Annotated in this window: 12 protein-coding genes (1 of these 12 running past the window's edge); 8 read left to right on the forward strand and 4 right to left on the reverse strand. The window is 30.4% G+C overall.

The features are described 5' to 3' along the window. Nucleotides 1–83 precede the first annotated feature (83 nt). Both KQH81_RS01000 and KQH81_RS01005 read left to right on the forward strand, forming a co-directional pair. Complete coding sequence (locus KQH81_RS01000; protein ID WP_407647321.1) at nt 84–764, forward strand: DNA-3-methyladenine glycosylase; 681 nt, start codon at nt 84–86, stop codon at nt 762–764. 46 nt (nt 765–810) lie between these two features. Then, nucleotides 811–1,365: a TetR/AcrR family transcriptional regulator gene (locus tag KQH81_RS01005; protein ID WP_027639768.1), complete on the forward strand. Its 555-nt coding sequence runs from the start codon at nt 811–813 to the stop codon at nt 1,363–1,365. Between the two features lie 68 nt (nt 1,366–1,433). On the opposite strand, the gene KQH81_RS01010 is transcribed toward KQH81_RS01005, so the two are convergent. Beyond that, nucleotides 1,434–1,916 (reverse strand): hypothetical protein, encoded by a 483-nt coding sequence (locus KQH81_RS01010; RefSeq protein ID WP_027639769.1) that lies wholly within the window; start codon nt 1,914–1,916, stop codon nt 1,434–1,436. 147 nt (nt 1,917–2,063) lie between these two features. After that, nucleotides 2,064–2,753 carry a DUF554 domain-containing protein gene (locus KQH81_RS01015; protein WP_035771220.1) on the reverse strand — a complete coding sequence of 230 codons (690 nt, stop codon included), beginning with the start codon at nt 2,751–2,753 and terminating at the stop codon, nt 2,064–2,066. Between the two features lie 174 nt (nt 2,754–2,927). On the opposite strand from KQH81_RS01015, the gene KQH81_RS01020 reads away from it, so the two are divergent. From KQH81_RS01020 to KQH81_RS01040, 5 genes are all read left to right on the forward strand, one after another. Next, a complete protein-coding gene (locus KQH81_RS01020; RefSeq protein WP_143081367.1) occupies nt 2,928–5,213 on the forward strand; it encodes an ATP-dependent DNA helicase in 2,286 nt (761 codons plus the stop codon). 232 nt (nt 5,214–5,445) lie between these two features. Next, complete coding sequence (locus tag KQH81_RS01025; RefSeq protein WP_168972661.1) at nt 5,446–6,066, forward strand: carcinine hydrolase/isopenicillin-N N-acyltransferase family protein; 621 nt, start codon at nt 5,446–5,448, stop codon at nt 6,064–6,066. 292 nt (nt 6,067–6,358) lie between these two features. Next, entirely contained in the window at nt 6,359–7,054 is a 696-nt protein-coding gene (locus KQH81_RS01030; protein WP_027639773.1) for a response regulator transcription factor, read from the forward strand. Nucleotides 7,055–7,066: 12 nt separating this feature from the next. After that, complete coding sequence (locus tag KQH81_RS01035; protein ID WP_168972662.1) at nt 7,067–8,821, forward strand: HAMP domain-containing sensor histidine kinase; 1,755 nt, start codon at nt 7,067–7,069, stop codon at nt 8,819–8,821. Nucleotides 8,822–9,214: 393 nt separating this feature from the next. Next, complete coding sequence (locus KQH81_RS01040; protein ID WP_230028687.1) at nt 9,215–12,136, forward strand: insulinase family protein; 2,922 nt, start codon at nt 9,215–9,217, stop codon at nt 12,134–12,136. A gap of 38 nt (nt 12,137–12,174) precedes the next feature. Here the strand turns inward: KQH81_RS01040 and KQH81_RS01045 are convergent, their stop codons facing one another. After that, a complete protein-coding gene (locus KQH81_RS01045) occupies nt 12,175–12,768 on the reverse strand; it encodes a hypothetical protein (protein WP_168972664.1) in 594 nt (197 codons plus the stop codon). 116 nt (nt 12,769–12,884) lie between these two features. Then, on the reverse strand, nt 12,885–13,547 hold the full coding sequence (locus KQH81_RS01050) for a DUF4230 domain-containing protein (RefSeq protein ID WP_230028689.1): 663 nt from the start codon (nt 13,545–13,547) through the stop codon (nt 12,885–12,887). A gap of 148 nt (nt 13,548–13,695) precedes the next feature. Between KQH81_RS01050 and KQH81_RS01055 the strand changes: the two genes are divergently transcribed. Further along, nucleotides 13,696–13,773 carry the 5' end (the start) of a GNAT family N-acetyltransferase gene (locus KQH81_RS01055; RefSeq protein WP_168972666.1) on the forward strand. Its footprint extends 852 nt past the window's final position, so the window shows 78 of its 930 coding nt (coding positions 1–78); its start codon is at nt 13,696–13,698; its stop codon lies beyond the right edge, outside the window.

Raw genomic sequence — 13,773 nt, forward strand, 5'->3', positions numbered from 1 at the left:
AAATAATTGATTTATAGAAAGGCTTCAGAAGAATGATATGTATTCTTTAAGTTTAAAGATATAAAAGTTCGGGAGTGGTGATGATGATCGATTTATCAACTATGGAGAGACTTCCTAAAGATTTCTTTCTTCGAGAAGGAACAATTGTGGCAAGAGAGCTTTTAGGCAAGCTTCTTGTGAGGAAATATGAAGGGAAAATCCTTGTTTCTAAAATAGTTGAAACGGAAAGCTATATAGGAAAAATAGATAAAGCTTCACATGCTTACGGAGGAAAGATTACCGAAAGAGTAAAGCCGCTATATATGGAAGGCGGAGTAGCGTATGTTTATTTTATATATGGGTTATATCATTGTTTTAATATAATAAATTCTGTAGAGGGCGATGCTCAAGGAGTTCTCATAAGAGCTGTAGAACCTATTGATGGAATAGAATATATGAGTGAAAACAGATATAAAAAACCTTACGAGGAGCTTACAAGAAAACAGGTAGTTAATCTTACATCAGGACCATCAAAACTTTGTATAGCATTAAAAATTGATAAAAATATGAATACAAAAGATTTGATAAATGGGAATGAACTATATGTAGTAGAAGATGGATTTAATAATGAAAACTATGAAATAGTTCAATGCAAGAGAATAGGCATAGATTATGCAGAAGAGGCCATAGACTTTCCGTGGAGATTCTATATAAAAGACAATCCATTTGTTTCCGTAAAAGCTAAAAAGGATGAAAATGTAAAAATTACTAACCGGAATAGATAATATGTGATATAATTTAATGGATTAAAAACAATAATGAGGTGATTATGTGCCCAAGATATTAAATGATGTAGACCATTTAATTTTTGAAAAGGCAGAAGAATTGTTTTGCTCAAAAGGGTATGATAATGTAGATATGAAGACTTTAGCCGCTGAATGTGATATTGCAGTGGGAACTTTGTATAATTATTATCCAAATAAGAAAGAGCTATACCTTGCGGTAGTTCTTGAGAGTTGGAAAGATACATTTAAAAAACTTGAGAAGATTGATACTCAAATTGATAGTAACAATTATATACATAAGGCTATAGAGATATTATACGATGACGTGTACAATAGGCAAGGAATAGGAAATACGATGATGAGAGGAAGCTTAGAAGGAGATAAGGAATTTAAGTATGTAGAGGAATTCATACATGAAAGCATAAAAAAGATATTTAAGGGAGTTGAAAAAAAGCCTACTTTCAGTAAATATAAACATATTGATGATAAGCTTATGTTTTTTCTAATGTCTATGATTGTAACAATGGCTAAAGGTGGACCTCAAGATAGGGATGAAAATATATCGCTGATATTTGAAGCTACTAAAGCATATTATAAATAAGAAAATGTCCTATGAAATTTTGACTAATCTTCATAGGACATTTTTTAGTAACCAGTAAAACTAATAATTTAAATCATAGCATTCTTTTGATACATTATTTTTACAAGCTCCTCTTTTTCTTCTATGGTAGGTTGTTCTAAAAATATAAGCTTTCTAGAGTAGTCACAGAATAGTATGTCTACAACATTGTCATAAATATCTATGCGATAAATATTGTTCCAGCCCCAACATTTATTAAAATAATATATTCCTTCTTGAGTTATATATATTTTTTTGGGAACTGCATAGGTACAAACACAAAGCGCAAATAAGAATAATCCCCTGTCTAATACATCTACTAAAATAAATCCATCATTCAAAAGAAATATTCCAAGATTGATAAATGCACATAAAATTAAAAAATATAATAACGGTTTTGTTATAAAGCCATATCTTAAACAGACACTATACGACTTATATGGAGTAGTGACACGTCTATGTTCATAAATCTCATGTATTATAGAAATACAGAATAGAATAAATATAAGATCTAGGGTTACATGAATATACATTTATATAGCACCTCCTTTTCCTTATTATACCAGAAAATTACGCTAGTAAGTCTAACTACCTTCTATGTTATCATATTATTTACAATATGGTAAGCTTTGGGTATTTTGTGTGTGAAGCTGACTATATAAGATTTTTAGATAACGCATTTAGAAAAGATTTATTACAATTTCAGCTAATATAGGCAGAAAGACTCCTGGTAAAAGATTTGAAACATTAATATCTGTAGCCTTTAATATATTTAAGGCAAGTCCTATGATAAGGAGACTTCCACAAGCTGTAACATTGCCGATAACTGCGGTAGATAGTATAGGACTTAGAAATGAAGCAAATATAGTTATAGCTCCTTCATAAGCAAAAACAACTGCTGCAGAGATAAGAACACCACTACCTAAAGCTGAAGCAAAGATTATTGCTGTAACACCATCTAATATTGACTTTGATAAAAGAACTGTATGGTCACCTTGAAGTCCGCTGTTTAGAGCACCAACTATAGACATTGCACCTACACAGAATAAAAGCGTAGTAGATACAAAAGCTTCAGCTATATTGCCCTTCTTACTTTTGAATTTCCCCTGAATTTTAAATCCTAGATTATTTAATCTAGCATCTATGTCTACAAGTTCTCCTATTAAAGCGCCAAGAGACATACAAATGATAACCACCATAAGATTATCAACCTTTGAAGCTCCATCTATGCCTACGAATAATGCACATAAACCTAAGGCTTGCATTAAAGTACGACTTAATTTTTCGCTTATTCCTTTTTTAAAAAGAAGTCCAATAAAAGTTCCGACTACTATAGCCAATGTATCTGCAATAGTTCCTAATAGATGCATAAAATTATTCCTCCATAGTTTAATTAATGTAAATATCAATTAAATATTACAAGGAAAAAGAACTTTATTCAACTAGCTTGTAATATAAATTGAAAATGGAATTAACAATTATATAAATCTTTCCTTATTTGATATAATGAAATATATGAAATGTATAAATTAAAGGTGATAAAAATGAAAATTATAAATATTTCCGTTCGTGAGTTGGTGGAGTATGTTCTTAGAAGTGGCAGTATAGATTCTACTTTTAGAGGAACCTCTTCTATGCAGGAAGGAATAAAAGCACACAAAAAAATACAGGATAGTCAAGGTGAAAATTACACAAAAGAAGTGACTTTAAAAGAAGAAGTTAAGTATAGGGATTTCGTATTTAAAATAGAAGGACGATGTGACGGATTAATACAGGAACTTCAAGGAATCACTATAGATGAAATAAAATCCACAGCTAGAAACCTAGGAGATATAGAAGTGGATTACAATCCACTTCATTGGGCTCAAGGACAAATTTATGGGTACATATATGGAATTCAAAATAATTTATTATCAATAAATATACAGCTTACTTATGTGAATATAGAGGATTATGAGGAAAAGAGATTTCTAAAAACTTTTTCAATAAAGGAGTTACAGAAATTTTTAGAAGGCCTTTTAGATAAATATCTCGAATTGGCAGAGTTAAAAGCTGATATTGAAGAGAAAAGAGACATTTCCATAAAATCATTAGAATTTCCCTTTAAAAATTATAGAAAAGGCCAAAGAGAAATGGCAGTAAAGGTATATAGAACCATCATTGATGAAAAAAGGCTCTTTGTAAAAGCACCTACTGGGATAGGAAAGACGATATCTACTATATTTCCAGCGGTAAAGTCAATGGGAGAAGGATTGGCAGAAAAGATAATATATCTTACAGCTAAAACTATAACAAGAACTGTAGCAGAAGATACTTTTAAAATGATGAAGGAAAAGGGTCTTTATATGAAAGTTCTTACTCTTACAGCAAAGGAAAAAATATGTTTTAATGAAGAGGTTAATTGTACAAAGGAAGGCTGTCGATTTGCTAATGGTTATTATGACAGATTGAATATGGGGATAGTGGATATACTGAAGAATGAAGATATGATAAGCAGAGAAATCATAGAGAGATATTCAAGAAAATACGATCTTTGCCCTTTTGAATTCTCTTTAGATGTTTCTATCTTTGTAGATGCTATAATATGCGATTATAATTATGTGTTTGATCCACGGGTATCCCTAAAGAGATATGGAGACGAAGATTACAAGAATTATATAGTTCTTATTGATGAAGCGCACAACTTAGTAGATAGGGCAAGGGAAATGTTTTCTTCAACCATAGAAAAAAGAAAAGTAATGGATATTAAAAAGCTTTTTAAGGATAAAGATAAAAAACTATATAAAACTGCAAGTGAAATAAACAAAATACTTATAGATATAAGAAATGATGATGAAAGAGAATATTCTACATATACAGAAAAGCCAAAGGATTTAATAATGAAATTAGTTAGTTTTACAACTTCAGCTGAAAGGTGGCTTGCTGAGAATCCTAAAAAGCATGGTTACAATGAGCTTTTAGACTTGTATTTTGAGTTTAATTCTTTTATAAGAATAAGCAAATTATACGATGATAGGTTCACTACTTTTGTAGAACGTAGCAGAAATGATGTGAAGATAAAACTATTTTGTTTAGATCCATCTAAATTGTTAAATGACATAACGAAAGAAAATAAGGCTACCATATTTTTTTCTGGGACACTTTCACCGTTGACTTATTTTATAGATGTGTTGGGCGGAGAGGAATCAGACTATAAGATTATTTTAAAATCGCCTTATGACAGAGAAAATCTTAGTTTATATATTTATCCTTTATCAACGAGATATAGACATAGAAAAATGACTTATAAGGATATAAGCAGAATGATATCTAATACAATAAGAGAGCATCCAGGAAATTATTTGATATTCTTTCCGTCCTATAGTTATATGAATTATGTATATGAAAATTTTCTTTATTATAATGAAAATTTGAAGACTATAATTCAAGAAAAAGATATGAGTGAGGAAGATAGAGAGGATTTTTTAAACAATTTTTCTAAAGATACAGAGAAAAACGTTGTTGGATTTGGGGTTATGGGTGGAATATTTTCAGAAGGAATAGATCTTAAAGGTGATAGGCTTAAAGGCGCTATTATAGTTGGAGTGGGACTTCCACAGATATGTCCAGAAAGAGATATAATAAAAGAATACTATAATGAAGAAGGAAAAGACGGATATGACTATTCTTATGTATATCCTGGAATGAATAAAGTTATGCAGGCTGCTGGAAGGGTTATAAGAACAGAAGATGATAAAGGAACTGTAGTGCTCATAGATGATAGATTTTTAAGCCAGAAATATTTAGATATGATGCCTTATGAATGGAGACATTTTAAAGTGATAAGATAACATAGTATTAATTGAGTTCTTCGGAATAGAATGCACAAATGAAATATATATATCATATGATAAGCCTATAGGCTTTGACTTAAATAACAAAAAACTTATGCTAAATTACAAAAGATATAAGAAATTGATATTTTTTGTAATGAAAGAAGGGAAAAGGCAATATATCTAGAATAAATAGGTTAAGGTAACATGTATTAAATAATGGTTACTTCAAAAAACGAGGTGAAACGATGTGTGTAATCTAATTTGGAGTAGAGATGACCATAACAATATATTTATATCTAGAACGATGAATTCAATGAACTGTGAAAATAATGTTCAATTTATACCTCAAAATATGAAGCTAGATGAGGAAACATATTCTTTATATCTAGTAAAACATGATTTTAATGAAGGTATAAATCAATGTGGACTGTTTGCAAATATTCAGGTCCTTAATTATAATAAAAATAAATGCATAAGAAAACCAATTTATATGGAATCATATAAACATGAACTAATAAGAAAAATAGGAATTACAAGATATATTTTAGAGCGATGTAGTGATGTAAAGGAAGCAAAAACAGTAATAGAGACATTTAAAAGAGAATGTGAACTTTTGAAGGAAAATGTTGTGATTAATTACTTTGTAGCAGATAGATATGGAAATATAATTACAGATTCAAGTTATGAAAATAAAAATATATATGAAGAACATGCTACATATTCCATGAGATTTGATTTGAAAAATAAATCTTTATCTATATATTATGATAAGAATTCAAGCATCTGCAAACATCTTATATTATCAGAAGAAGTTCAAGGAATAGGATACTTTTTCAAAATGAGGCCACTTAGTTCCGTAAGAATTTAATTTTGGTAACATAATAATAAATCCAGTTCCCATTGGATTTTATTATAAAATAATCTTCTAGTAATATTCTCAGGAACTTCCCATTCCTGAGAATATTATTTTAATTAAAATTTTATGAGTTCAATATGAATGATATAAAAGTTTCTAAAGTTGAAACATATTGATAATAACTTGTATAATTACAATAAGACGGAATTAATATATTCTTAAGAAATACTATAATGATTTGTAATAATACAAGACTATGATTTAAAATATAGGGAAATATTAAGCCTAAAAAGAGGGAGAAAATATGGGTAAATTTAATGTATTGGTAGTAGATGATGAAAAAGAAATAAGAGATGCCATAGATATATATCTAAGGTCTAGCGAGGACATAAATATTATAAAATGTGCTGATGGAATAGAGGCTTTAGAAGTTTTAGAAAGCAAGGAAGTCCATCTAATTCTGCTTGACATAATGATGCCTAGATTGGATGGCATAAGGACGTGTATGAAAATAAGGGAAAGCAAAAACATTCCTATAATCATGTTGTCCGCAAAGAGTGAAGACTCTGATAAGATATTGGGACTTAACATAGGTGCCGATGATTATATAACTAAACCGTTCAATCCTCTAGAACTTGTAGCACGTGTAAAGTCCCAGCTTAGAAGATATATATCTTTTGGAAATTACAAGGTGAATCAAAATGAGATAAACATAAGAGATTTAGTTATAAACAAAGAGACAAGGCAGGTAACTGTTGAAGGTCAGGATGTAAAACTTACACCTATAGAATTTAAAATACTTCTGCTTTTGGCAGAAACTCCGGGAAGAGTATTTCCATCGGGGGAAATCTATGAGAGAGTATGGGAAGAGCCTGCTTTCAATGCAGATAATACTGTTACGGTCCACATAAGAAGAATAAGAGAAAAGATAGAAATAAATCCTAAAGAACCTAAATACATTAAAGTTGTTTGGGGTGTAGGCTATAAAATGGAAAAGTAGAGAGGAAGCTTTATGAATAATGAAAAAAAGAAAGGCCGAATAAAAAACTTTTTTGCCAGACATGTTGATTTAATAACAATATGTATGGTTATCTTTACTATAATAGCTTATCCCTATTTTGGAAGAGTGATTGATGCTTACAAATATAAGCAGTTTGACAAAGAAAAGATAAGGCAGCAGTGGATTTATGAACTTTATGAGGTAGATAATATAATATTTAAAGCCACTAATTATTTGAATGATATACCAAGTATGACGCAAGAAGAACTTTTAAGTGAAGCAAAGGTTGGAGCGACTTATATAAAATCAAGATATTATATTCTTCATAAACCAACGGGAAAAGTGTATACAAATGAACCTAGTCTTATAGGAAATGACATAGAGGCCTTTTTGAATAAGGATGCTTTATTTTACTATAAAGTAGATGCAGCAAATCCGGTACCAGCACTAAAGATTCAGCCTGATCTAGTAAATAATATAAAAAACTTAGGAGATTATGAACAGTACTACTGGACAACAGCAGAAAGTATAAGAAGTTCACATGGTAATTATGTAATTATGTGGGACACAAGAGAAAGAGCAATTAAGAATGCTTTTTGTTTAGCTGTATATATAGTTGTATTTATTTTGTATTGTATTGGCATATGGAATATAGGAACAGAGGCTTTATCGGAAAGTTTAAGGAAAAGCATATGGATATCATATATAAAAAGATTTATCAAATATCTATACCATATAATATGTTCCTTTGGAGACTTAATAAGAGTAAAGTCTGTTGCATTTAAAGCTATAGCATACATAGTATCGACCCCAATGTTTATAATAATTATGCCGCAAGTTATGTATGGATATGTTAGTATATTTGCTGTGGTTTTTGTATTTTTATATATGTTTGTGCTTATTCCTTTGTTATTGAAGGATGCACTTGGATATGCAAGAATAATAAAGGCGACTAGAGATATGGCAAATGGAAATTTAGAGGCGTTCATAAAAGAAAGTGGCTCAAAGGAAGTTAAAGAGCTAGCTTCAAATATAAACAAGATAAAAACAGGCTTCAAAAGTTCTATAGATGAACAGGTTAAAAACGAGAGATTAAAGAGTGAGCTTGTAGCAAATGTATCTCATGACTTAAAGACTCCTCTTACATCTATAATAAATTATACAGATCTTTTGGGCAGAGAAGAACTTACAGCTGAAGAACGTTCAGACTATCTTCAGATACTAAATAATAAAAGTTTAAGGCTTAAGGCTCTCATAGAAGACTTATTTGAAGTTTCTAAGATGAATAGCGGGAAAGTTGAACTTGAAAAGGGCGAAGTTGATGTAGTGGAGCTTATTAACCAGTCCATAGGAGAGCTTTCCTATATGTATGATGAGAAGAAGCTTGACTTTAGAGTGAATTCTTTTGATCAGCCTATAATGCTTAATCTTGACGGAAAGAAAATGGCAAGGGTTTTTGAAAATCTTATATCAAATGCTTTAAAATATTCTCTAGACAATACAAGAGTGTATGTGGACATAGAGCAAAGAGAGGAAAGCGGTGTAAGAATATGCTTCAAAAATATATCTGCTTATGAGATGAATTTTGATGTAGATGAAATTTTTGATAGATTTAAGAGAGGAGATTCATCTAGAAATTCAACAGTAGAAGGTTCTGGCCTAGGGCTTGCTATCGCAAAAGGGATAGTTGAGCTTCACAGGGGAAAGATGTATATAGAAAAAGATGGGGATATGTTTAAAGTGTTTATAGATTTATCTTATAGCTAGATGTTACAATAATCTAACCTTTTTTAGACATGAAATAACAGGAGCTAGAAACTAGATAACTACTTATAATCTTAAGCGTTTTTTAAGACATTTTGTTAGAAAAGTCCTATATAATAGAATGTGTGATCAATAAATCTTTTATGCCCCCAATACATAAAAGATTACCCAAAATCCTTTAATGAAAAGAAGTCTTAGTAAAGGGCGCAAACCCTCTTTACTAAGACTTCTTTTATAATATAATATAAGTTATAGTTGTAAGAATATTATTATTTTTAAACCTTTAGGTAATACTAATCAATATGCAGATTTATACAAAGTCTTACAACATAATATATATTGAGAGAAGGTATGCCTTCTTAAAAATTACATCATTAGTTAGAAAGGGGAGTATATATGAATCCAGGAGAAATTTGCTGCGGATTTAAGCTTGTTGAGGAAAGAAAAATTGATGAGATATCTTCAAAAGGACTTGTTTTTATTCATGAGGGCAGCGGAGCAAAACTTATAAAGATAGAAAATAAAGATGATAATAAGGTGTTTTCAATAGGGTTTAGAACACCACCTAAGGATAGTACGGGACTTACACACATATTAGAGCATTCAGTGCTTTGTGGATCTGATAAGTTCCCTTGTAAAGAACCATTTGTAGAACTTTTAAAAGGGTCTATGAATACATTTCTTAATGCTATGACATTCCCAGACAAGACTATATATCCTGTAGCCAGTAGAAATACTAAGGATTTTTTTAATCTTATGGATGTCTATATGGATGCAGTATTACATCCAAATATATATAAGTATAAAGAAATATTCGAACAAGAGGGATGGCATTATGGACTTGATGGATTAGAAGGAGAACTTACTTATAATGGAGTTGTATACAATGAAATGAAGGGAGCATACTCATCTCCTGAGTCAGTGCTTTATAGAAAGATAACACAAACTTTGTTTCCAGATACTCCTTATAGTCAAGAATCGGGAGGAGACCCAGATCATATACCAGAACTTAGTTATGAAGAATTCATAGATTTTCATAAAACATACTATCATCCAAGCAACAGTTATATATTTCTGTATGGAGATGGGGACACAAAAGAAGAACTTAAATTCTTAAATGACAACTATTTGAAGAATTATTCAAAGATAGATGTAGATTCAAAGCTTCCAAGTCAAAAGGCATTTGACAAACCTGTTGAAGTTACTATACCTTATGGAATAGCTGAAAACGAAGATAATAATAATAAAGCATTTTTAAATGCTAACTTTGTAGCAGATACTTCTTTCAATGAGGAAGAAAATTTGGCTATGCAGATATTGGAATATATTCTACTTGAAACTCCAGCTTCACCTCTTAAGAAAGCACTTATAGAGGCAGGTATAGGTAAATCAGTTTATGGAGACTTTGATACTTCTTTAAAGCAGCCAGTTTTTAGCATCATAGCAAAGAATGGAAATGCAGATAATAAAGAATACTTCAAAGAAATCTTATTTTCGACCTTAAAAGAATTAGTTGATGAGGGGATAGATAGTGAACTTATAGAATCTTCTATAAACAAAATAGAATTTAGCTTAAGAGAAGGAGATTATAAGAGTTATCCAACAGGACTTATGTATAATATGATGTCACTAGATAGCTGGCTTCATGATGAGGACCCATTCATCAAGCTTCAATTTGACAAAGCGCTAGAGAACATCAAAAAGGAATCTAAGAATAGATATTTTGAAAATTTAATAAAAAAATATATTTTAAATAATAATCATAGCTCTATAGTTGTGTTAAAACCAGAAAAGGGTATATCAGAAAAGAAAGATGCTGAATTAAAAGAAAAGCTTAAAGCACACAAAGCATCTTTATCTAAGGAAGAACTTAATGCGATAATGAAGGAATCTAAGAAGCTAAAGGAGAGGCAAACAACTCCAGATACAGAAGAAGCATTAAACTCTGTCCCTCTTTTATCTATAGATGATATAGATAAGAAAGCAGTTAAACTTCCATTAGAGGAGCGTAGCGAAGATGATATAAAAGTGTTGTTCCACGATATAGATACTAACAAGATAGCTTATATGAATTTATACTTTAGAGCAGATGCTGTGCCACAGGAATTGGTTCCATATGCAAAACTTTTAACTACACTCATGGGAAAGATAAGTACTAATTATACAGATTACTCAGCTTTATCTAATAAGATAAACCTTGCCACAGGAGGAATGGGAATTTCTCTAAATACTTATGGAAAGTCTGATGATTCAAAAGAATATACTCCAATGGTTGTTGTAAAGAGTAAGACGCTTATGGATAAGATGCCTGACGCCGCAAAACTTATCAGTGAGATAATGACAGAAACAGATTACTCAGATAAGAAGAGAGTTCTTGAGGTTATAAAAGAAACAAAGGCTTACTTTGAATCTCTAGCTCTTACCAGCGGACACATAGTATCATTTAACAGGTCAATGGCATATTTTATGCCAAAGGGAAGGTATGATGAAATTACAGGAGGTCTTGAATTCTATCATTTCTTATGTGATTTAGAAAAGAACTTCGATAAGAATTGGGAGACTATAAGCAATAACTTATCAAAGACATCTCAGTATATCTTCAATAAGAATAATCTTTTAATAAGCTACTCATCAACTTCTGATGAATATGAAAACCTAAAGAAGATCTTGCCAGAGCTTACAGTTGGCTTAAATAGTGAAGAGCCAAGATATATAAAATATGATTTTCCTAAGCTTCCAGGAAACGAGGCACTTCTAACCCAAAGTAATGTGCAATATGTTGCAAAATCAGGTGACTATAAGAAAGCTGGTTTCAAATATGATGGATCATTAGTTGTTTTAGAAACTATAGGAGGATATGATTACTTATGGAATAATGTCCGTGTGCTAGGCGGCGCTTATGGGGTAATGACAAACTTCAGACGTGATGGAAGTGTATTTATAGTTTCCTATAGAGATCCTAATATTAAAGAAACTATAGATGTTTATGACAAGATGTATGAGTACGTTAAGGATTTCTCTGCAACTGAAAGAGAGATGACAAAATACATCATCGGTGCTATAAACAAAGTGGATTATCCATTTACAAATTCTATGAAGGGTGAAGCAGCTACTTCTGAGTATCTAAGAGGAATAACTTATGAGGATATTCAAAGAGAAAGAGATGAAATACTAGCGATCACCCCTGAAAAGATTCAGGCTCTAAGTCCTCTTATGAAGGATGTAATGAAGCAAAACCATCTATGTGTATTAGGAAATGAAAAGAAACTTATGGAGAACAAAGATTTGTTTGTTAAAATGGTTAGAGTCATAGAATAAAATAATGCCCAGAAAGTTTTAAACTTTCTGGGCTGCTTTTATTTTTTATCCATATAATCTATAGTGTTTTTTATTATCTTAAATTTCTTTCCCTTATAATAGTACAAGTAAAGGAAAATGCATACTATAGAACCTCCTATAGTGCCACATATTATATCCCACATTGTATCATTAAGGCTATTGTTTTGGGCAGTTAATCCAAACAATGAGTCTGTTGTGAATTCCCATATTTCCCAAACTCCTGCTGAAGCTATTGAAAATATTAAAACAAATGCTATTATTACTGCAGGATGAAGTTCTTTTCCTTTTGCATTTAAAGACCATAGGATAAGCATGCCTATAAAAGCTAAAAGCAGACCGGATGTAAGATGAAGAAACTTATCCCAATAAGGTACACCGTAAAAGTTTAAAGACTTTCCAAGATTCATTGATAGAAATACAAATATATATATGGATATAGGAATTATTGGGGGTATTTTAACCGTGCAAATTTTAAAAAATATTTCTATTACAACTATAGATACTAAGGTCAAAGCAGCAGAACTTATATAGTGCATATTTGATGTTATAAGTCCGTATCCACATATCAATAAAGTAATAATAATTAATGCAGCTCTAAATTTTTTTACCATAGATTACCCAAAAGATATAAAAATCTTTATGTCCTTTCTTTTTAAGTTTTTTAACTTCTAAATTATACTTTAAAAATATTAATAAAGTATGTCATAAATTGATTATAAAAAATTATTTATTGAAATTCTATAGAAATTTTTGACTGATCCACGTTACATAAAGTTGATACTATGGATTTTAAGGAAGAAGAACTTTTTTCTTTTGCCTTATCTATATTTTCAGTTTCTGAAAGTTTTTCTTTCATACGAGTTTTTATGTGACTTAATATAACGTCATATTCAGCAGGAGAAAGTGTTATATCTCCAATCCTTAATATACCCATTTCGGGTGATTCATATAAGGTCTTATTTTCATCTAGTATTATATCTTTTATAACTGGTTCAGGCACCATTATTGTAATACTGCTATTTTTCATATCTTCTTTAATTGAATCACTAGTCAATGATGATAAATCTATGGAATATATACCTCTTCCGTAAAAATGTATTGTCTGAAGCTTCTTGAAGATTTCAAACTGTCCCCAGCTGTCGTTGAGAGTTATTGTTTCTTCTAGTTCTGTTTCCATAGTTATTAAAGCTTGTTTATCTTTAATATCCTTTATTAAAGTTTCTTTTGAGATGAATTTTCCAGAATACTTGCTTACATCAGCAACTATCCATGGATCATTTTGACTTTTTGAAGAATGAGATACTTTATATCCAAGGTAAGCAAAAGTTAGTGCGAAGATAAGTGTAATTACAGAGGAAAATATGAGTTTTCTTTTTTTTATCTTTATCATATAAAATACTCCTTAAAATATTGATAGAATAGTTCAAGATATAATGTCTAAAAAATTATATGATAGAGTTAATGAAAGTATGTCAATTTATGCATATTTAAGGTTATAATGTATAATATCAGTATTAGTAAAATCTAGGGGCGATATCATGAGTAGCAATTTTTTTATGGAACAGGCACAAGGATTCAATGATGAATACATAATTAAAGACAATATAGGTATAAGT

The sequence above is a fragment of the Clostridium cadaveris genome, assembly GCF_020911725.1.
GTDB lineage: Bacteria > Bacillota > Clostridia > Clostridiales > Clostridiaceae > Clostridium_X > Clostridium_X cadaveris.

Coding starts and splice junctions, on each gene's coding strand:
- KQH81_RS01000 (WP_407647321.1), top strand. CDS start 84: ATGATCGATTTATCAACTATGGAGAGACTTCCTAAAGATTTCTTTCTT.
- KQH81_RS01010 (WP_027639769.1), bottom strand. CDS start 1,916: ATGTATATTCATGTAACCCTAGATCTTATATTTATTCTATTCTGTATT.
- KQH81_RS01015 (WP_035771220.1), bottom strand. CDS start 2,753: ATGCATCTATTAGGAACTATTGCAGATACATTGGCTATAGTAGTCGGA.
- KQH81_RS01020 (WP_143081367.1), top strand. CDS start 2,928: ATGAAAATTATAAATATTTCCGTTCGTGAGTTGGTGGAGTATGTTCTT.
- KQH81_RS01030 (WP_027639773.1), top strand. CDS start 6,359: ATGGGTAAATTTAATGTATTGGTAGTAGATGATGAAAAAGAAATAAGA.
- KQH81_RS01035 (WP_168972662.1), top strand. CDS start 7,067: ATGAATAATGAAAAAAAGAAAGGCCGAATAAAAAACTTTTTTGCCAGA.
- KQH81_RS01040 (WP_230028687.1), top strand. CDS start 9,215: ATGAATCCAGGAGAAATTTGCTGCGGATTTAAGCTTGTTGAGGAAAGA.
- KQH81_RS01045 (WP_168972664.1), bottom strand. CDS start 12,768: ATGGTAAAAAAATTTAGAGCTGCATTAATTATTATTACTTTATTGATA.
- KQH81_RS01050 (WP_230028689.1), bottom strand. CDS start 13,547: ATGATAAAGATAAAAAAAAGAAAACTCATATTTTCCTCTGTAATTACA.